The organism is Ruminococcus sp. 1001136sp1 (assembly GCF_039841815.1).
GTDB classification, from domain to species: Bacteria; Bacillota; Clostridia; order Lachnospirales; family Lachnospiraceae; genus Blautia_A; species Blautia_A faecis.
The window spans coordinates 134,066-155,074 of sequence record NZ_JBDPGY010000004.1 but is presented as its reverse complement, the minus strand read 5'-3'; the positions used below and the strand labels follow the sequence as shown (position 1 = coordinate 155,074).

13 protein-coding genes are annotated in these 21,009 nt (G+C 44.7%); all 13 read left to right on the top strand.

Annotated elements, in window-relative coordinates; all coding sequences use genetic code 11:
- Positions 1-97 precede the first annotated feature (97 nt).
- Positions 98-3,703, top strand: a complete 3,606-nt coding sequence (locus ABHC48_RS05005) for a glycosyl hydrolase (RefSeq protein ID WP_347505205.1) — start codon at positions 98-100, stop codon at positions 3,701-3,703.
- Positions 3,704-3,724: 21 nt separating this feature from the next.
- Positions 3,725-4,183, top strand: coding sequence for a YhcH/YjgK/YiaL family protein (locus ABHC48_RS05000; protein ID WP_118577900.1), 459 nt, complete (start codon positions 3,725-3,727; stop codon positions 4,181-4,183).
- Between the two features lie 157 nt (positions 4,184-4,340).
- Positions 4,341-4,892: an ECF-type riboflavin transporter substrate-binding protein gene (locus ABHC48_RS04995; RefSeq protein ID WP_118577901.1), complete on the top strand. Its 552-nt coding sequence runs from the start codon at positions 4,341-4,343 to the stop codon at positions 4,890-4,892.
- Between the two features lie 290 nt (positions 4,893-5,182).
- Positions 5,183-6,907, top strand: coding sequence for an ABC transporter ATP-binding protein (locus ABHC48_RS04990; protein ID WP_215661178.1), 1,725 nt, complete (start codon positions 5,183-5,185; stop codon positions 6,905-6,907).
- Positions 6,897-7,727 (top strand): energy-coupling factor transporter transmembrane component T, encoded by an 831-nt coding sequence (locus ABHC48_RS04985; protein ID WP_173718008.1) that lies wholly within the window; start codon positions 6,897-6,899, stop codon positions 7,725-7,727. The genes ABHC48_RS04990 and ABHC48_RS04985 overlap by 11 nt, the downstream gene beginning before the upstream one ends.
- 325 nt (positions 7,728-8,052) lie before the next feature.
- Positions 8,053-8,277, top strand: a complete 225-nt coding sequence (locus ABHC48_RS04980) for a hypothetical protein (RefSeq protein WP_118577904.1) — start codon at positions 8,053-8,055, stop codon at positions 8,275-8,277.
- A 293-nt stretch (positions 8,278-8,570) separates the two neighbouring features.
- A complete protein-coding gene (locus tag ABHC48_RS04975) occupies positions 8,571-9,794 on the top strand; it encodes a M28 family metallopeptidase (RefSeq protein WP_347505201.1) in 1,224 nt (407 codons plus the stop codon).
- 12 nt (positions 9,795-9,806) lie between these two features.
- Positions 9,807-10,343 (top strand): hypothetical protein, encoded by a 537-nt coding sequence (locus tag ABHC48_RS04970; protein ID WP_118577906.1) that lies wholly within the window; start codon positions 9,807-9,809, stop codon positions 10,341-10,343.
- Between the two features lie 104 nt (positions 10,344-10,447).
- On the top strand, positions 10,448-11,188 hold the full coding sequence (locus tag ABHC48_RS04965; RefSeq protein WP_173769152.1) for a LytTR family DNA-binding domain-containing protein: 741 nt from the start codon (positions 10,448-10,450) through the stop codon (positions 11,186-11,188).
- A 202-nt stretch (positions 11,189-11,390) separates the two neighbouring features.
- Entirely contained in the window at positions 11,391-11,612 is a 222-nt protein-coding gene (locus ABHC48_RS04960; protein WP_173716773.1) for a hypothetical protein, read from the top strand.
- A 481-nt stretch (positions 11,613-12,093) separates the two neighbouring features.
- The gene (gene cysK / locus ABHC48_RS04955; RefSeq protein ID WP_195982871.1) at positions 12,094-13,023 is read left to right on the top strand and encodes a cysteine synthase A; all 930 of its coding nucleotides are present in this window, start codon (positions 12,094-12,096) and stop codon (positions 13,021-13,023) included.
- Between the two features lie 419 nt (positions 13,024-13,442).
- Positions 13,443-17,813 carry a leucine-rich repeat protein gene (locus ABHC48_RS04950; protein WP_195982872.1) on the top strand — a complete coding sequence of 1,457 codons (4,371 nt, stop codon included), beginning with the start codon at positions 13,443-13,445 and terminating at the stop codon, positions 17,811-17,813.
- Positions 17,814-18,301: 488 nt separating this feature from the next.
- Positions 18,302-20,908 (top strand): leucine-rich repeat protein, encoded by a 2,607-nt coding sequence (locus ABHC48_RS04945; protein ID WP_195982873.1) that lies wholly within the window; start codon positions 18,302-18,304, stop codon positions 20,906-20,908.
- Positions 20,909-21,009: the final 101 nt, after the last annotated feature.

Here is a 21,009-nt window from a genome sequence, read left to right as displayed (position 1 = left end):
AACGAATGGATACAATAAAAGCGACGGTGCTGGTGATGATGGAATAGGGAATTTAGAACAATAATGTAATGTGGGACTATAAGAGGAGGACATAAGGATGGGCACATTGGATAAGGTAAAGGGATTGGTTGAGAATCCGCCGAAGGAGTATCGGAGTGCTCCTTTCTGGGGGTGGAATGACAGACTTCAGAAGGAGAATCTGGGAGAGCAGATAGAGGGATTTAAGAAGGCGGGGATGGGGGGATTTTTTATTCATTCCCGTGAAGGGCTGGAGACGGAGTATCTTTCCACAGAGTGGATGGAGGATGTGAAGTTCTGTGTGGATAAAGCCCGGGAAAATGATCTGGAGTTGTGGATATATGATGAGGATAAATGGCCGTCGGGGGCTGCAGGAGGTATGGTCAGCAGGGTGAATCCAGCGGAGTTTACAGCCAGGGCGCTGACGATGGAGTGCGGGAAAGCCGGGGAGCTGGCGGTACCGGCGAAGTTAAGTAACGAGGAAGAAAGGACAGTTACTGGGGACTCGGATTCGATAATGTGTGGCGAGAATCGAAGCACAGACGAAAATTCCATGTCTGGCAGGAACGGCAGTGAAGATTTAGCAGTGGAAGAAACTATGGAGACAGAGTTTCTTCAGGGTGTTTATGTGATTCAGACGACGGCGGACGGCAGATTTATTAAGAGGATGAAAGAATATCTGACTTATGAGGAAGCTGCTGAAGCTTGCGGTGTTGATGAAGAGATTCTGCTTCTGCGTCAGGAGATTTCTGATAAGAGCGAGTGGTACAACGGCTTGATGCCGCCGGATAATTTGAATCCGGAGAGCGTGAAGACATTTTTGAAGTTGACACATGAGCATTATGAGGAAGTGTTTGGCGGAAGTTTTCCAAAAGAGGTGAAAGGATTTTTCACAGATGAACCAAACTGCTGTGATTTCTTCAGCGTTTTCCATGAAGGCAGACCGTGGATTCCGTGGAGTATTGGATTTACAGAGTATTTTATTGAAAAGAGAGGATATGATCCGCAGGAGAAGCTGCCTTATCTGTTTTTTGATGGGGAAGGGGCGGAGAAGATCCGTCATGATTATTGGAAGACGGTGGCGCAGCGTTTCGAAGAAAGCTATATGAAGCAGGTTTATGAGTGGTGTGATAAACGGGGGCTTCGTACTACAGGACATATTTTATATGAGAACGACCTGGGCTATCAGACACGTGTGTGCGGCGCGGCTATGCCTCAGCTTCGTTATCTGCACAATCCGGGCATTGATCTTCTGGGGGCGCAGACAGATGAGTATCTGACTGTGAAGCAGTGTGCAAGTGTGGCGCATCAGTATGACCGCTCCATGACCATCAGTGAGGCTTACGGCTGCACTGGCTGGGAGCTGGATTTTTCTACTCAGAAATGGCTGGGAGACTGGCAGTTCGCGCTTGGAATTACGAGACGTTGTCAGCATCTTGCCCTGTATTCCATTACTGGCTGCAGGAAGAGGGACTATCCGCCGGTTTTCAACTATCAGAATACCTGGTGGGATGACAATGATAAGATGGAGAATTATTTTGGTCGTCTGGCGCTGTGTCTTTCTCAGGGTGAACCGGTGCGGAAGGTGCTGATGATCCATCCGATTTCCAGCATCTGGACCGAGTGTCGTAGTGACCGGGCGGAGGATTTCAATCATCTGGAAATGAATATGGGATGGCTGGATGAGCATATTACGGCTTTGAATCGAAAGGGTGAATATTACAATCGGATTGCGAAAGCGCTGACTGCAGGGCATGTGGATTTTGATTTTGGAGATGAGATCCTGTTGGAGCAGGACGGCAAGGTTGAGGATGGAATGTTTGTGGCAGGAAAGTGCAGCTATCAGGTGGTTGTGGTTCCGGGAGTGAGCAATCTGTTTGCAAATACGGTGAAGCTACTGAAGGAATTTCTTGCAGCCGGCGGAACGGTAATCTGGCTGAAGCCGTATCCGGTGATGGTTGAAGGAGAACGGATTGGTAGTAAGCAGATATGCGTTGCTAAGAGATGGGATAAAAAAATAGACAGTGAGGATGTAAATGAAGAGAAATCTGACAGCAGGAAAGTGTGTGGAAAATATGGTGATATCCGGGATGTTTTAGATGAGGAAGCATTTGTCCATACGGTTGAGTATGAATGGGAGCTGACGGAAGCTGTGGCGAAATGCACCGGAAAAGATTTTACTGTGCGAAATGCCAGCGGCGCAGAAGATGGGGAGATTCTTTCCATGCTGAGAAAGACAGAAGATGGACATATTCTTTTCCTGACAAATCACGATCGGAACAATGCACATCAGGTTTACATAAAACTTGACTGCGGGAACGTTGTGGAAGAGCTTGACCCGCTGACCGGAGAAGTTCGTGAGGTGGAAACTGTTGCAGATGGAGAGGGCGTTTGCTTTACCAGGACATTCGAGACGGGGATGAGCCGAATTTATTTTGTGAAGAAAATAATAGGGGCTGGTCAGATTATTAAAGAGATAAATAGTGTTGAAAACAAATGTGGAATTGAGGAAGACACTACTGCTGTGGACTTGGCGGCTGTTTTGGATGGCGTAAATGCGGTGCATGAAATGACAGTGAGCAAAGCTGCCACATTCCCATACAGACATCCGCATTACACAGATCCCGTATTAGCTACATTCGGTCCGGATGCGAAATTAAGAAGAACTATGGAGAATGTGCTGACGATAGATAAATGTACTTATGAGCTGGGGACTGCTTCAGCAAATAAAATTTGTGACGGAAATGCTATGGTGGAAGATAAAGATCTCGACGCAATTGTAGAGCAGGTATCAGAATTCAGACATGGCAGCGGACTGTCAGAAGCAGGAAGCGTCTATGAGTCCGCAGAGATGGAAATCTGGCAGGCGCAGAAGGAAATTCGTGAGAAATTGTGCATGCAGCAGGTTTACTATAACGGCGCACCCCAGCGATATACCTGGGTGGATCAGCCACATCCGGCAGATGGAACACCATTTGGCATGCATTTCCGGTTTAATGTTGCAGAAGACATTTCCAGTGAATGCAGTTTTGTAATTGAGAAGCCTTATGACCTGGAAGTTTACTTCGATGGTGTGAAATGTGCGCAGACCGGCAAATGGTTTATTGACAAAGACATGCGTTGCTTCGGACTTCCTGCTTTGAGTAAGGGGGTGCATCGGATTACCATAAAAGGCAGTTACGACCAAAAGCGGGAACTGGAAGATGTATTCGTAATTGGAAATTTCGCCGTAGATATGTCTGGCAATATTTCCAGGGAAAAAGAAATTCTGCATACGGGCGACTGGAGTATGCAAGGTTATGTAAACTATCCTGGGGGCATGATTTACCAGTACAAGGTGCCACAGTTGATTTCCGATAAGCAGGTTCTTCTTCATTTGAGTGAGTGGAGAGGTACCCTTCTGAAAGTCAGAGTAAATGGAAAGGAAGCTGGTTTTCATTTCGAAAAGAAGAACTGTGTCACAGATGTAACTGGTCTTTTCGAAAAAGAAGAGAATACTCTGGAAATTGAAGTTTCCGGAAGTCCAAGAAACATGTTCGGCCCATTCCACCAGTCCTACACCGGCTGCAGCCGAATCAGCTGGGCTGATTTCCGCACCGAGGGAATGTTCCATACGGATGGGAAGGTGCTGAAGCCTTATGGTATGATGGGGCAGAGTTATATTTGTGAGTATGAAGAGCAGTAAAAAATAACAGGAGGATTTATCATGATTGCAGATTACGCAGACAAACTGAATACATATGAGGAATTTAAAGATTACGCTGACATGGTTCAGCAGTTTATCAAAAAACAGAAAGAGGAGAACCTTCCAGAAGGCAGATACGACCTAAAAAACGGCATTTTTGCCTTGGTTCAGAAATATACCACGAAGTCCCTGGATGGTGCACAGATGGAATCCCATAAGAAATACTGCGACCTTCAGTACATTGTAGAAGGCACTGAGAAAATTTACTGGGCATCTCTTCGCAAGCTTACCGTAGAGGATGACCGCACCCCGGAAGCTGACATTATTTTCTATAAAAGTGGTCCGGAGCAGGGATACACTCTTCTGGAGGCTGGAATGTTCGGCTTCTACGCTCCTGAAGACGGTCATATGCCCTGCATCGCCGTAACAGAAGCCCAGCCCGCAACGAAAATTGTGTTTAAGATTCCGGTGAAAGGCTGAAATACTGTGGATTCAGATTGACAAGCTCTTAATAAAGCGTATACTATAGCGTGTTAGAGCCTGCTTGAAAAAACATTCCCGCAAATTGTGACGCACATCTTGCAGAAAGCCTTTATCAAACACGCTCTAGTAAGACACATAGTAGGAGGAAAGAGCTATGAAAAACAACAATAGTATCAAAACCGTAGTTGCTATCGGTATCGGTGCAGCACTGTTCTTTGTGCTGGGACGCTTTGTGGCGATCCCTAGTCCGGTTCCGAACACAAACATCAGTCTTCAGTACGCAGTACTTGGACTTCTTGCAGCAATGTATGGCCCGGTTGCAGGCGGACTCATTGGTTTCATCGGACATACACTGATCGACCTGTCCTGGGGTGGAAGCCCATGGTGGAGCTGGGTTATCACATCTGCATTTGTAGGTGTTGTGATCGGTCTGTTCGCCAAGAAGCTTCAGGTTCAGGAAGGCGATTTCGGAAAAAGCAAAGTTGCCGTTTTCACAGTTGCAAACGTGATCGCACATGTTGTAGGATGGGTAGTTGTTGCACCTGTACTTGACATTGTAATCTATGCTGAACCGGCAAACAAAGTATTTGCACAGGGTGCATTCGCCGCTGTTTCAAACACCATCACAGGTGTTGTAGTCGGCGGTCTTCTGATCCTGGCTTATACAAAAACAATTGCAAAGAAAGGCTCCCTGGATCAGGAATAAGTTGAAAGGGAAATTTGTAAAAGACCTTGCTATGGGGAAACTTGTGGCAGGGTCTTTTTTGATGCATAATTTTATTGGATCCAAAAAGTAAATTTCGCAAGATTTATGCAAAATAAGATAAACTTTGGTAAGAAATTTTATTGTGGATTTAAGAAATTCGTGTTATCCTTTTGAGATGGTGTAAGGTGTACACTTATAGAGATGCAAATTGTTAAGTGGTTCTGAAGCAGTCACATTGTTTACAAATTGACGATGGATTCGCTTCAGGATATTTGATTTTGAGGTACTATATGACAGAGAAAAAATCTCCTATTATTTCTTTCAAAAACTTTTCTTTCCAGTACCGGGCACAGAAAAAGCCTACGCTGAAGGAAATTAATCTGGATATTTATCCTGGCGAGCGGGTGTTGATCGCAGGTCCTTCCGGCTGTGGAAAAAGTACTCTGGCAGGCTGCATCAATGGCCTGAATCCTTTTTCCAATCCAGGAGAATGCAGCGGGGAACTTATTGTGGATGGTGTGGATGCGCCGAAGAGCAGCATTTTCCAGCTCTCTGCACATGTAGGTACAGTGCTGCAGGATCCTGATGGTCAGTTTATCGGGTTGACGGTTGGCGAGGATATTGCCTTTGCATTGGAAAACAGCTGCATGCCGCAGGATGAAATGCATGAGATCACCCGTCACGCGGCAGAGCTGGTCGGAATTCAGGATCATCTGGATTACGCGCCCCACGAGCTTTCCGGAGGGCAGAAGCAGCGCGTCAGTCTGGCGGGGGTAATGGTGGATCAGGTGAAAATCCTGTTGTTCGACGAGCCATTGGCCAATCTGGACCCGGCTACAGGTAAGCAGACTATTGAGCTGATCGACGAGATTCAGGAAAAAACAGATACTACGGTGGTGATCATTGAGCATCGTCTGGAGGATGTTTTGTGGCGAGATGTGGACCGTATCGTTCTTATGGGCGATGGAAAAATTCTGGCAGATCTTCATCCGGATGAGCTTTTGTCCACCAGACTTCTGGAAGAAAATGGAATCCGGGAGCCCCTTTATCTTACTGCACTGCGTTATGCAGGTGTGGAACTTGCTCCTGCGAAGAAACCGGCACATGTTGATTCTGTTGTGATAGATAAGGCAGACCGGAAGAAAATGACAGACTGGTTCTGGTCCCGCCCGGCAGCAGAGGCTGAGAAAGAACATGAGCCGCTGCTTGAAGTTAGAAATCTTACCTTTGGTTATGAGAGAGGCAGTCAGACCTTACGTGATGTTTCTCTTACAATCCACAAGGGTGAAATGGTCAGCATTGTAGGGAAAAACGGTGCCGGGAAATCTACTTTTTCCAAACTGGTCTGCGGCTTTGAGACACCAGATTCCGGTGAAATTCTTTTCCAGGGAAGGAATCTTCTGCAGGAAAATATCCGCCACAGAGCCAAACATATTGGCTATGTGATGCAGAATCCCAATCAGATGATTTCCAAGACCATGATTTTTGATGAGGTGGCACTGAGCCTTCGCAATATGGGAAAAAGCGAGGAAGAGATTCGGGAAAAAGTGGAGGAAACTTTGAAAGTCTGCGGACTTTTCCCATTTCGGAACTGGCCGGTATCGGCGCTTAGCTTCGGGCAGAAGAAGCGTGTGACCATTGCCAGTGTGCTGGTGCAGGATCCGGAACTGATCATTCTGGATGAGCCGACTGCGGGACAGGATTTTCGCCATTATACAGAGATTATGGAGTTCCTTCGTGGGCTGAATGAAAAAGGGGTAACAGTTGTGATGATTACCCATGATATGCATTTGATGCTGGAATATACGCCCCGGGCACTGGTTTTTGCAGATGGCAGGCTGATCGCGGATAGAAGCGCGGCAGCAGTTCTTTGTGATCCACAGCTGATCCGTCAGGCGGCACTGAAGGAGACAAGCCTTTTTACCCTGGCGAACCAGCTGGGAATCAGTCCGGCGGAAGAGTTTGTGCAGCGTTTTATTGAGGAGGACAGGGAGGTGCGAAGCCATGGCCGCTAAGACAGTGTTGAATTATCTGCCAAGGGAAAGTGTGATACACAAGCTGACAGGTACCACCAAACTGGCGTTTTTCCTGCTTTTTACTTTTGCAAGTATGATTACTTATAATACGTGGGTACTGCTTGGGCTGTTTGCGGTGAGCCTGGCGGCGTTTAAACTGAGTAAGATTAAGTTCCGCGAAGTGCGGTTTATGATGATTTTTATGCTGGTATTTCTGGTGTTGAATAATCTGTTTATTTTCCTGTTTGATCCTAACCAGGGAACGACGCTGTATGGCACCAGACATGTGCTTTGCCACCTGTTCTGGCGGTATGATCTGACTGCAGAGCAGCTGTTTTATATGGTGAATATTTCTCTGAAATATTTTGTTGCGCTGCCGGTTGCGATCTTGTTTATTTCTGCAACGAACCCAAGTGAGTTTGCTGCTAGCCTGAACAGTATTGGAATTTCCTATAAAGTGGGTTATTCTGTGGCGATTGCGCTTCGATACATTCCAGACATTCAGCGTGACTACCACAGCATCAGCCAGGCTCAGCAGGCAAGGGGCGTAGAACTTGGAAAAAACGAGCACTTTTTTGCCCGGTTGAAGAATTCGGTGAATATTCTTCTACCGCTGATCCTCACCAGCCTGAATCGGATTGACACTATTTCCAATGCGATGGAACTGCGTGGGTTTGGAAAGGATAAGAAGAGAACGTGGTATATGAAGAGACCTTTTGAGAAAAGGGACTTTGTGGCAATTGGAGTTGGCGTGGTACTGCTGGTAGTCAGCATGACGGTGACGATACGGTGGGGGAGATTTTATAATCCGTTTGTGTGAGGGAATTGAATAATATGAAAGATATGAGATGGCTGTGCGAGGGGGCTCGCATGGCTATTTCTTTTAAAGTAAATTAAGGAGTGTACATATTATATTTGGTTATTTGTGAGGGGAGACAGATATAAAAAGAAGCATGGCTGTCAAGAAGGAGATTGGATGCAATCTTTAAACGCACTATTAGTAAAACATTGGAAAAGGCATTCTATGGTCAATCATATGAAGTGAAAATTTTATGGTCCCTTCTTGTATTCTGAATTTGTGCGTGTTACTATGAACTTGTAGATATTTTTTGATCTGTGAAGCGTTTCCTGCGTAAGGAGGAAAAATGAGCAGAAAGCCACAGAACAAAAGAAAAAGAGACACTGCTTACCATCCGGAGCTGCATACAAGAGATGTGAACAGCCGGGAGATTTTCAAAAACGATACACTTGCCAGCCAGTTTTTGAGAAATTATACGAATATTCCATTGTTTGCGAATGTTCAGTCTGAAGATATCAAGGATGTATCCAGCAAATCAACTCTATTTACAGCAATGCGCCGGAAGCGATAAAAGAAATTTACAAGAAGATTTTATGGACTTTACTAATAAAGATGAATGTGCCCGTGGACGAGGCAAGAGAGATGATGGGCGAGATTGGAGGTCGTGGAATGGGGTATCTGTTTGAAAAAAGAGCAAATGTAACCGAAAACTAAATTTAAGTAAGGGAAACAAATCACGATGAAAGGTATTAATACGTAAAATGTTATAAACTTAAGTGAAATTTATAAAAACAAACCTCCGGTTCTCAGGGACACTCTGAGAGCCGGAGATTTTATCTTCAATTCACAAAGGAGAAAACCATCATGAATTTATCCAATATTTTCGAATTCACCGATTTCGTCCACGCCAGTGGCACGAAGGAGGAACTGCAAGTTGCTGAATTTCTGAAAGATCAGTGCGAGGCGCTGGGAGTGCCAGCTCATCTGGAGGCTTTTCGGGTTGCTATGGGAGAGATTGAATCTGCGCATTTGTTTGCAGATGGGAAGGAAATCACCTGTAAGGTGTTTAACTGCTGTGGCAGCGGCAGCGTAGAGGGAGAGCTTTATTATATGCCGGGAACGGATCCTGTTTCCATAGCAGGTGCAAAAGATAAAATTGTACTGATGGACACTCAGGGAGTTGGATTTTTTGTTTACCAGGACCTGATAAAAGCAGGAGCAAAGGGAATTATTTTCCAGTACGGAAATATGTATTATCCAAATACAGATATTGACCAGCGCGATCTGCGCGAAGCCGTTGTAGGGGAAGAACGGAAAGTTCTTTGCGCCATGATCCATTCCAGCCAGGCAGTAGAACTGGTGAAAAATAAGGTGAAGAACATTCGTCTGGAGGTTTCCCAGAAAGAGTACGACGGAGAGTCCCACAATGTAATTGCAGAGCTTCCTGGCAGACGGGACGAGTTTATTGTGCTTAGTGCCCATTACGATTCCACTTCTTTATCCCACGGCGCTTATGACAACATGAGTGGCTGCGCAGGTTTGCTTGGAATTATGGAACAGCTGAAGGGAAAAGAACTAAACTATGGTCTTCGTTTCGTATTCTGCGGAAGTGAGGAGAGAGGGCTTCTGGGCTCTAAAGCATATGTGAAGGAGCATAAAGAGGAACTGGACAAAATAGTGCTGAACATTAATTTGGATATGATTGGAACTTATATGGGTAAATTTATCTCCTGTGTTTCCGCAGAGGACAAGCTGGCACATTATATATCTTATATGGCAGCAGAAATCGGTTTTCCAATTGAGGCAAAGACTGGAGTGTATTCCAGTGATTCTACACCTTTTGCAGACAGCGGAATTCCGGCACTCTCTTTTGCCAGAATTGCCAGCTCCAATGTGGCACCAATTCATTGCCGCTATGATGTGAAGGAGGTTATGTCCATGGAGCAGCTACAGGGGGATATTGATTTTCTGGTGAAGTTTACAGAACGTTTTGCAAATGCAGCAGTGTGTCCGGTTGCAAGGGAGATTCCGGAGAAAATCAAGAAAGAACTGGATGAGTATCTTGCAAGAAAAAGAAAAGAGCAGTAGGGGAGGCATCCTATGAGTTACATAACCACATACACAAGAAACCATTTCAATCCGGTTCATCCGGAGGCGGAGAAGATTGATATTCAGGATATTGCACATGCGTTGTCGCTGACCTGTAGGGGAAATGGACATGTAAGTTCTTTCTGGTCTGTTGGGGAGCATTGTATTTGCTGTGCGAAGGAGGCTCTTGGGCGAGGGTATTCCAATCGTCAGGCGCTGGCTTGTCTTTTGCATGATGCCAGCGAGTGCTATATGTCAGATGTGCCCCGTCCGCTGAAGCAGGAGATGCCCAGATACCGTGAGGTGGAAGAGCAGCTGCTTCAGGTGATTTATAAGAAATTTCTGGGAAGCAGTCTGACTGATGAAGAAGCGCAACGTCTGAAAGAAATCGATGATGATCTTCTCTGGTATGATTTAGAGGTTCTTCTGGAAGAGAAACAACCGGGTGATGCACCGAAGCTGCACTTTGAGCTGGATTATACAGTGCGGCCGTTTGTTGAAGTAGAGCAGGAATATCTGGAAATGTTTCAAAAACTGAGCGAATCATAAAAGACAGATTTTTACTCGGAGAATGCGGCATTTATTATGCAGAAATATGAGGGATGGCAGATTCAGAAACAGACCTCAGACAGATTCTATGGGAGGAATTACACATGAACCAGGAGATAAAAATAGCGGTTTGTGATGACCTTGCGGAAGACAGGGAGAATATCACCCGGCTGCTTTCGGAATACACAGACAAAAATAACCTATATGTGAAAATAGAAGAATTTTCTTCCGGGGAGGCATTTTTATCCTCAGATACATCCGTTTATTCACTGGTTTTTATGGATATTTTTATGAGTGGGATGAACGGTATGGAGACGGCGAAGAAGCTGATTTCAAGAAACAGCCGGGTGCAGATCGTGTTCGGGAGCACCAGTACGGAGTTTGCAGCAGAGGCCTTTGATATTGAGGCGCTTCATTACATGGTGAAGCCAGTGAGAAAAGAGAAGCTGTTTCACATTCTGGATCGCTTTTTTGACAGTGTCTACTCCCTGCGGACTGTGAACGTGAAAGTGGGACGGCTGGAGGAGAGCATTTACATTTCCGATATTCTGTATGCAGAAGCAGATGGAAAACGAGCGAAAATTCACACGAAAAAGGGCGTGATAGATGCTTCCATGTCTATGGCAGATCTGGAAAAGGTTCTGCCAGCCAATGAGTTTTGCCGCCCGATCCGGTGGGCGCTGGTTTCCATGAGGGAAATCGTGGCTATGCCTACGGATATTCTGAAGCTGTCGGATAAGACAGAAATCCCCATTAGTCGTCTTAAGCGAAAGGAAATCCAGGATGCTTTTGCAAATTATAGCTGGCGCAGTACGAGACGGCGTATGCGGGGCGGAATCCTGTAAAAGAATTTACAGACTACGTTATAATTATAAAAGGAAAAAACTTTATAGCGTGTTTGAAAAAAGGTTTTCTGTAAAATATACGTTATAATCTGCAGGCGAAACTTGAAGCGAAATATTGAGAGCACGTTTCGGACATGTTATGATGTGGAAAATATGAAAAACCTTTAGAAAACTATTTTTTGAAAGCGGAGGACATCATACTATGGGAAAAATTATTAATTTATCATCCGTACTGGAAAAAGAGGAAAAATTACAGCAGGTAGTAGAGTACATGGAGGAACTGAAAGACCAGTTTTCAGATTTGATCCAGGAGTATGAGGATGATGGCGCAGATGTAAGGAAAGTGGATACACTGACTGAGGCTCTGGACGCGTTGGAAGATGCATATGAGATGGTCTGTGAAGTTGCTGAGGCAGAGGAGTGATAATTTATTGAAAATAAAGTGCATCCAGCTAAAAACACGAAACTTAGTACTAGATGCACTTTTCTTGCATATTGTGGAGATTTTATAGTGTATAGAAATCGTACAAGCGTCGCTACGCGACGGCTCTAATGTTACTGTTCACTCCGTTCACAGTAACGCGCTTCGCGCTGCAATTCTCGGGTTTTCTGTGAACTTTGTTCACAAAAAACACCTCGCGGAACGTTACCAGTGAACAGTAACGCTCTAATCTATTTTCTCATATAAAATCCCAAAAACCTATTGACATAGTGGGTTAATAGTGGTAATATCCATTTAACGAATAAATAACCCAGTAAATCAATACGGAATATCGACAATTATTGCCGAAGAAGCAAGCTGGCAGTTACTGGGGGCAGATACAGACATAACAGGCGGGCCGCCATACGGCGACATCACCTCGAATAAATGTAAAGCGGCCGCAGGCGCCGGGAAAGGAATGGATATGGCATATTATAAGGGAACACTTGGATTGATCGGAAACACCCCACTTGTAGAGGTTACTAATATTGAGAAGGAACTTGGACTGGAAGCTACTGTTCTTGTGAAGCTGGAATACTTTAACCCGGCAGGAAGCGTTAAGGACAGAATTGCCAAGGCTATGATCGAGGATGCAGAGCAGAAGGGAATCCTGAAGGAAGGTTCCGTAATCATTGAGCCAACTTCTGGAAATACCGGAATCGGTCTGGCATCTATCGCAGCAGCTAAGGGATACAGAATCATCCTCACCATGCCAGAGACCATGAGTGTTGAGCGTCGAAACATTCTGAAAGCATACGGCGCAGAGCTTGTTCTTACCGATGGAACCAAGGGAATGAAAGGTGCCATTGCCAGGGCCAACGAACTGGCAGAGGAGATTCCGAACAGCTTCATCCCAGGACAGTTTGTGAACCCGGCGAACCCGGCAGTGCACAAGGCTACTACAGGTCCGGAGATCTGGAAGGACACTGAGGGAAAGGTTGATATCTTCATCGCAGGTGTTGGTACAGGCGGAACCCTTACCGGAACAGGTGAATATCTGAAAGAGCAGAACCCGAATGTGAAAATTGTAGCACTTGAGCCTTCTACCTCCCCGGTATTATCTGAGGGAAAAGCAGGTCCGCACAAGATCCAGGGAATCGGTGCCGGATTTGTTCCGGATGTTCTGAATACCAAGGTTTATGATGAAATTTATAAAGCAGAGGCAGATGATGCATTTGCAGCAGCGAAGCTTCTTGCACACAAAGAAGGAATCCTGGTTGGAATCTCTTCCGGTGCTGCATTAAGCGCTGCAATCGAGTATGCGAAGAAACCTGAGAACAAGGGCAAAGTGATCGTAGCACTTCTTCCGGATACTGGTGACAGATATTATTCTACACCACTGTTCACTGAATAAAGATACATTGTAAACATACGGTAACTGTGAAGGCATTGCGCAGTTATAGTTTACCAAATAAGAAGCCTCACTATCTGATATCGCTTATACAGAGTTGTTATCAGATCAGTGAGGCTTTTTTGCGTAATATTACGCTATTATTTTATTTGGTTAGCAATTGTACCGTCAGCATTGATAGTACAATTATCGGTCGGATTGAACTCGAGAATGTACATAAAAATTGCATGCTTATACATAAAAACGACAACTAACTTTTCCGGCGCCGTTTGTGATTGTAAGGGGAAAATAGCTATGCTAAAATGGATTTAGTCAATTATCAAAAATAAATATAATTGTTCAGTGCTAATTTTCAAAATGCTTTGTATTTCGGCATTTGATTCTGACCAGTTACAAATGAATTTAAGGGAGAGAAAAGAATTATGAAAAGGAAGGCAATCAGCCGGATACTTGCAATTTCGCTGAGTGTTGCAATGTGTGCACAAAGCATTCCGATTTATGCGGCAGAAGAAATTGGGACTTCAGCTGCAGCGGACTTCTTCGCAGAAGATTCTATTGAAAACCAGAGTTTGAATGAAGGCGACGCGGAAACTAACACGGAAATCAACACAGAAACCAACGCGGAATCTAACACAGAAACCAACACAGAAATCAACATGAAAGCCGATGCGACAACCGGTATATCGGAAGCGTATACGTTGGAAGAGAGTAATTCAGCGACCACATCGGAGGAAACGGTTACTGACGAGGATGGATTCTGGTCTGGAGAATCAGAAACAGTTGAATCTTCAGCAAATGGTTCTGATGGATGGGAATCTGCGGAAATGGATGGAGCAGAAGCGGGAGATGAGGCGGTAAAGCGAGATGCTGCAGCTTTTGTTTCGGGCGACGTGGAAGAAAACGTAGAGGAAACTGGAGAGACAAATGAATTGGAAGAGGCTCTTTCTGAATCGGCAGAGATGAAAGAAGGTGATTTTTCCTATGTAATTGTAAATAACAGCTATGCGCGTATTACCAGATATTCCGGAAGTGCCACCAGCGTTCAGGTTCCGTCTACCATAGGTGGTTATGCGGTTCAGGTGATCGGGGCGAGAGCATTCCAGGGAAATACAGTGCTGGAAAGTGTGGAGCTTCCCGATGGTCTTACCACCATATACGCCTATGCATTTGAAAACTGTACCAGTATCACCAGCATACATCTGCCAGACAGCATCACCACATTGGGCTATAAAGTCTTTGGAGGCTGCAGCAATCTTGTCAGTGCCAATTATCCGGTGAACTGGGTAAACAGCCCCAGTGGAAACGGATCGAACAGCTATGAATATGGAAATGTATTTTCCGGCTGTCCGAAGCTGACCGGGATAGAGATTCCGGAAGGAGTAAAGGTAATCGCACCCCACAGCTTTGCAAGCTTAACCACACTAACCAGTGTAACGTTGCCATCAAGCCTGACCGAAATCGGTGCATACGCATTCGCAGGAGCAACCGGACTTACAGAAGTAACGCTTCCATCCAATACCAAGACAATAAGAGATTATGCATTTGCCGACTGCGCAGGTTTAAAGAACATTTACATTCCAGATTCCACTACTGATATCAGGAAAGCTGTATTCGAAAACTGCCCACAGCTGACGATACATTGCAGTTATTATTCTATGGCAACCATATATGCCATTGAAAATAATATTCCATTTGAGCAAATAGGAACTTATACGGACAGCGCCGAAACCGTCCTGGATCGTTCAGACACCAGCTATTACGGAGACTTCGGAAGTGCCACAGCCAATGGATATGTGGCCATGACAGTACGCTATAACATAAAAGACACATGGAAATCCGCAGTAAGCGACCTGAATGTGAAGCTGGTTCTTCCTTCCAACGGAGAGCTTGACGAATCTACATTAAAGGTGGATGGGGAGTTATGCCAGAACTATAATTTAAAGGACAGGACACTGACCATTCCTGTGAGCGGTACTTCTGGAATTATCCGTTTCAGTATCAAAGCACAGAGTCAGTCGGCAGCACGCAGCTACGCTATTTTGAACTACAAAAAGAACAGAAACTCCAGCCAGGAAATCATCGGTGTACTGAATGAAAGTATTAATCTGTTCACCATAGATGCACCAGATGTTGTATCAAAGCCAACCGTAAATGTTTCCGGTATGGCAAATGCCGGTGGAACTGTTACCCCGCTTGTGAATGAGAAAGAACAGCAGACAGTCCAGGTATCAAAGGCCGGCTTATGGTCTGCCGTCCTTACACTGGAAAATCCTTCCAACTATGAGACCTATAAGATCAAAGCACTCTGCACACAGGCAGATGGTACAACAGAAACAAGAACTGCCGCAGTTACTTATAATGAAGGAGAACCCTCAATCGAGTCCTTCAAAATGTACTATAATGAGCATGACAAAATAAAATCCTACGATCTGACAAAGACAGACGGAGTAACACCTTTGGTGTATTACCTTCCGAAAAGCAAATTTGACTATGAGCTTACCTTTGAAAACCCGGATCAGATAAAGACTCTGTACGTTACAAGCACCAGAAACAACCAGACGAAATATCTGGAAGCAACCTATGATCCGGAAAAAAATGCGTTTGTGACAGACGGATATTTCGATGAATCCGATCACAACTATGTTCCTGGTGTGATCAGCTATGAATATAACAAAAAAGTTCCAGAAGTAAAAATGGGACAGGATGTTGACTGGGAGGCTTTGCAGAAAGGACTTCCCGAAGGCGCAGAAAATGATATTACGGTAAGGAAAAATACAGCAACGGATTATGACGCAACCATTGATCTCAGTAAATTCGGGGAAGATCTGAAAGATGTAGGACTGGATGTCACCATCAGCGTGTTTGACGAGAGCAACAGCTCCAGTATGGGAACATGGAAGGGATTGATCGACGAAGCCAATAAAGATATGGGCTATCTGATCCCGGGGTATGATGACAGCAAGTATATCTGCAACCTGGATTATTCCGACAAAGGCACCTGGTATATGCTGGTAAAGGATGTTACCGGAAATAAATACATCGGATTTATGCTGGACACTGCTACAGATAATGCCGGTACTCTGGATCAGTACTGGACACTTTCCCAGATTTCCTCCCACCTGTCAACAATAAATAAGGGAGCGTCCATGTTATATCAGAACTATCAGATTGAGAAAGACATGGATGAGCTGAGAAAAGACGTACTGGCTTCCGGCGGTAACTATTCCGACCAGGAATTAAAGGAGAAATTGAAAGCTGTGGATAATCTGGAAAGCGACCAGAAAATGTTTATGATCATGACAGCGATGATTCCACTGGTCGTAGCCGGAGGTGCGATGGGCGCAGGTCCGGTAATTGCGCTGACTGCCATATTGGGAACGATTACAGCAGCTTCCTCATTATTCTGGGATATCAGAAAAGCAGATATTAAAGGGGAAAAATTCAAGCTTCGTTTTGTAGTAGATCCAAGCGGCTATGTGTTTGATCTTTCCACAGGAGAGAGAATTGAGGATGTTACCGTAACAGCTTACTGGATTTCATATGATGAATCTGATGATTTCTGGAATAAAACGCCGTCCCCATCCGAGTATGGAACGAAATGGAATGCGGGGGAGTATAACCAGTACAATCCTCTTCAGACAAATGCAGACGGAAAATATGCATGGGATGTTCCAGAAGGCTGGTGGAGAGTAAAATACGAGAAAGAGGGATATGAAACTACATGGAGTGACTGGATGACCGTTCCGCCTCTTCGAACCGAAGTAAATATCGGTATGGTATCGCAGACAAAACCGCCAGTAGAGCACAGCTGGGATAACGGAACTGTAGTCATAGCGCCTACCTGTACTTCCACTGGAATTATCAGCTATGAGTGTACGGACTGCCATATTACCAGAACAGAGGTTTTGCCGGTGAATCCAGATGCCCACAGCTGGGATAACGGAAAAGTGACAAAGGAAGCTACCTGTACTGAGGAAGGCATCAGAACCTTTACCTGTATGAACTGTGGGCAGACCAGAACCGAGAAGCTGCCAGCGAAGGGACATGGGGAAACAGAGGTCAGAGGGAAAAAAGCTGCAACCTGTGCAAGTGAAGGTTATACAGGAGATACTTATTGCAAGACCTGCGGAACCAGATTAAGCGGCGGTGAAACAATCGCGAAGACAGAACATACCTGGGGAGAATGGGAAAAGACATCAGATGCTACCGTATTTGCAGCTCAGAAAGAGAAAAGAATCTGTAAGCTCTGCCAGACCACAGAAGAAAGAGACAATGGAAATCCGCTGACTTCCAAAATGACACTTACAGCCTCCAGCCTGAAAATGAAAATAAAACAGACCACAAAAGTGCTCAAGATTTCCGGCATGGAGAGTGGGGACTATGTAGCATCTGTGGTTTCAGGCAACAGTAAGCTTCTGAAAGTAAGCTCCTACACCAAAGACGGTGCAGTTACGCTGAAGGCTCAGAAGAAAACAGGAAAGACGAAACTTACAGTGACTCTGGCTGGCGGTGCAGTAAAAACTGTGAATGTTACCATCCAGAAGGGAACTGTGAAAACCACCAAAATTTCAGGTGTACCGAAGAAAATCACCTTAAAGAAAGGGAAGAAACAGACCCTGGCACCGGTTCTGGCACCGATCACAACCCAGCAGAAAGTGACCTACACCACATCTAATAAGAAAGTCTGCACTGTGACAAAAGGTGGTGTAATTACAGCGAAGAAAAAAGGTACTGCAAAAGTTACGGTACGCTCCGGCAGAAAAAAGGTGGTTATTAAAGTCAAAGTGTGGTAAGTTGCAAGAGCGCGAAGCAGGCTACGCCTACTGAAAGAAGACAAAATATACCGTAAAGCGGGGCGTGCAGATTGTAAGAATGATTAGGGGGCAGACTTTAGAACTGCCAATATTACAGGATGTATGATGCCTCTGATAAACTGCCGTGTCTGATATGTTTAAGAAACATATTGGACACGGCAGTTTTTTTTAACAGGATAACTGTTTAGTATCTTCACACTGCCTTCTGGATAGTTGTCAAACAGGTTGTGTTGTGCATAAAAAAAGCAATCTTGTGCATAAAAACCGTAACCTTTCCCACTATTATTGTCTCAAAAATTCAATTATGATATTCTTTTTATAAGAAAAAAAGAGCAATTTTCCAGCTTTTGAAAATTTGCTGGTGCTATTCAGAGCCACGAAGCGTGTTGCTGTGAACGGAGTGAACAGTAACCCAAATGGATTTTTGAACAGTTATAATTGCCGAAAAAATAAGGGGGAATGAAAGAGTGAAAAAACAAATTTCAAAATGTGTGAAAATGCTGTTCCTTGGCATTATCATGTGCCTGGGTATGGCGCTTAGCGTGCATGCAGAAGGCTCAGGACAGTTTTTCCAGTTCGACGGCGAAAAGTGGAACAAGGAAGAATTTTCCTGGACAGACAGTCAGGGGCAGATCTGGTATGCCCATGAATATGGAACAAATGGAGAAGCTATTATCAGCGCAGTAACCGAGGCTGTTATGGAACTGCAGGTTCCGTCATATGTGTATAAGGATGGTGTGGCGAAGAAGGTAATTGGAATTGGTAATTATAGGCCGGATGCAGAATATGATTACACATGGGCCCGGTTTGGCTGTTTCTTTTACGATGGAAAGAATAGCGACTATATGATGTATAAGGTGATTCTTCCGGATACACTCTGCTACGTGGCACCATATGCATTTTCAACAGATAATCGCTTCGGGGGAGGTAAGGATGCATTCGACGGACTGGCAGCCGTTCAGCTGCCGCAGAATCCACGGCTTGTAATTGGAGAAAGTGCGTTTTATGGGGATAAGAATCTTCAAATCGTGCATTTTAATGACGCAGTAGGCGGTGCACAGCCTGTAAAAATCGAGAAGCAGGCATTTGGTAACTGTCCGAAACTGGAAGAGATAACATTGCCGCCAACAGGGGCTTATAACGAGATTGATAAAGAAGCTTTTTACAGTTATGGAGAATGTAACCTGAAAAGAATTTACAATGCCCCATCCGAGCTGGAACTGGGCTGGGATCAGTATTGTGCCGATGTTGAGGAGGTTTCTTTTGCAGAAGGACTTACATATGTCGATGGAATTTCGACTATTGTAGCTTATGAATGGAATGAGGATGGAAGTCCCTCGAGTGGACGGGGAGAAAACATTAAAACACTGAAAAAAGTAACGTTGCCCTCCACACTGAAGGAAATTGGCTGGGACGCATTTAAGGATAACAAGAACCTTACTTACATCAATCTCCCGGAGGGCTTAACCACTATTGGAAGTTATGCTTTTGCAGGCTGTACAGCGCTTACAGGATTTACTTCTCTTCCGGCAAGCGTAAGCGGAGGTATCGGAGAAGGTGCATTTATGGGCTGCAAGAACCTCCATCTTGAAAATGTATATATTCATGGAACTGACAGCCTGAAATATCAGTTCACCGACAGTGGAATTGTAAGTATCCGCATTGGTGCTGATGTAAAATATACAGTTGGTGCAATGTTCAAGGGCTGCACAAGCTTAAAAGAAATCACAGTTGACGCAGGACATCCGTACCTTTCTTCCCAGGACGGTGTGCTTTACAGTAAGGTTTATAAAAGCAGCGGAGGGGAAGTGGCTGGCAGCAGTATTTTCACCTATCCTGCAGGAAAAAGCTGGGCAGGAAGCTATACACTTCCGTCAGATGTAGTATTGTTAGGCGGTTTTGCATTTGATTCCTGTAAATTTACAGAGATTCACATTCCGGCCCGTGTACTGGATCTGGATTATGACTCTATGGCTTCTATAGGAGACAGGAACACATATTATGCCTTTGATTCCATCAAGGACAGCTGTAAATTATACGTTGTAAAAAATTCTTATGTGGACAATTACTTTAATACACGTTATCATTTTTATTATGAAAATGGTGATGTGCTTCCAATTAGTTATGATCTGGCTGGCGGAACAAATGACAGCTCCAACCCATCCACTTTCACAGGTGGAAACAGTATTGAGCTGAAAGCGCCTACACGAAGCGGTTATACCTTTACCGGATGGACGACAGTAGATGCGGATGATGAAGAAGTAAACTTTTCCGGTTCTTACACACCATCAATGGGTGAACTGGTAAGTGGTGTTAAACTGACTGCAAACTGGAAAAAGAACCCAGATCCTACCAAGGCACCAGAACCGACGAAAGCTCCAACGGCAGAGCCGACAAAAGCTCCGAACGCAGAGCCGACTAAGGCACCATCTGCTCCGGAACCGACGAAGACTCCGAACACTTCTGATAACAATCAGAACACTGTAATTCCGTCCAAGCTTCCGAAGGTTACCGGAACCAAGGCCACCAATGTGCTTACCGATGGCGCCAAGATTTCCTGGAAGCGGATTGCAAGTGCAACCGGATATCAGATCACAATTTCCACTGACAAGAAATTCAAGAAGAATGTAAAGAATTATATTGTCGAGGAAAATAAAAACAATGAACTGATCTACGGTTTGAAATCTGGAAAGACCTATTATGTAAAAGTAAGAGCAATCGCACAGGGCGGTGGCAAGAAGGTTACTGGAAAGTATAGCAAGGCTGTTAAGTTTACAACCTATGTTGTGCCGAAGGTAAAGAAGATCAGTGTAAAGAATAACAAGAAGGGCACGATCACCATTACGGCATCCAAGGTAAAAGGTGCTGCCGGATATGCGTTTGTGGTTACCGCAGATTCCAATCTTTATGATATTGTGGACATCAAGGGATCCAAAAAGAATACGGTAACTGTGAAGAACCTGACGAAGGGACATACCTATTATATACGTGCGTGTGCATATAAGCTGAACAAGCAGAAACAGAAGGTGTTTGGCGTGTACACAAAGAAAGCTAAGATTACAATCAAAAAATAAGAAATCAGTTGTTGTATTTAGTTACCTGTAAAAAGTGCTGCTGGTCAGGTGACCAGCAGACAGTAATAAAAAAGGAACTGTGTTTACAACCGGAGAGAACG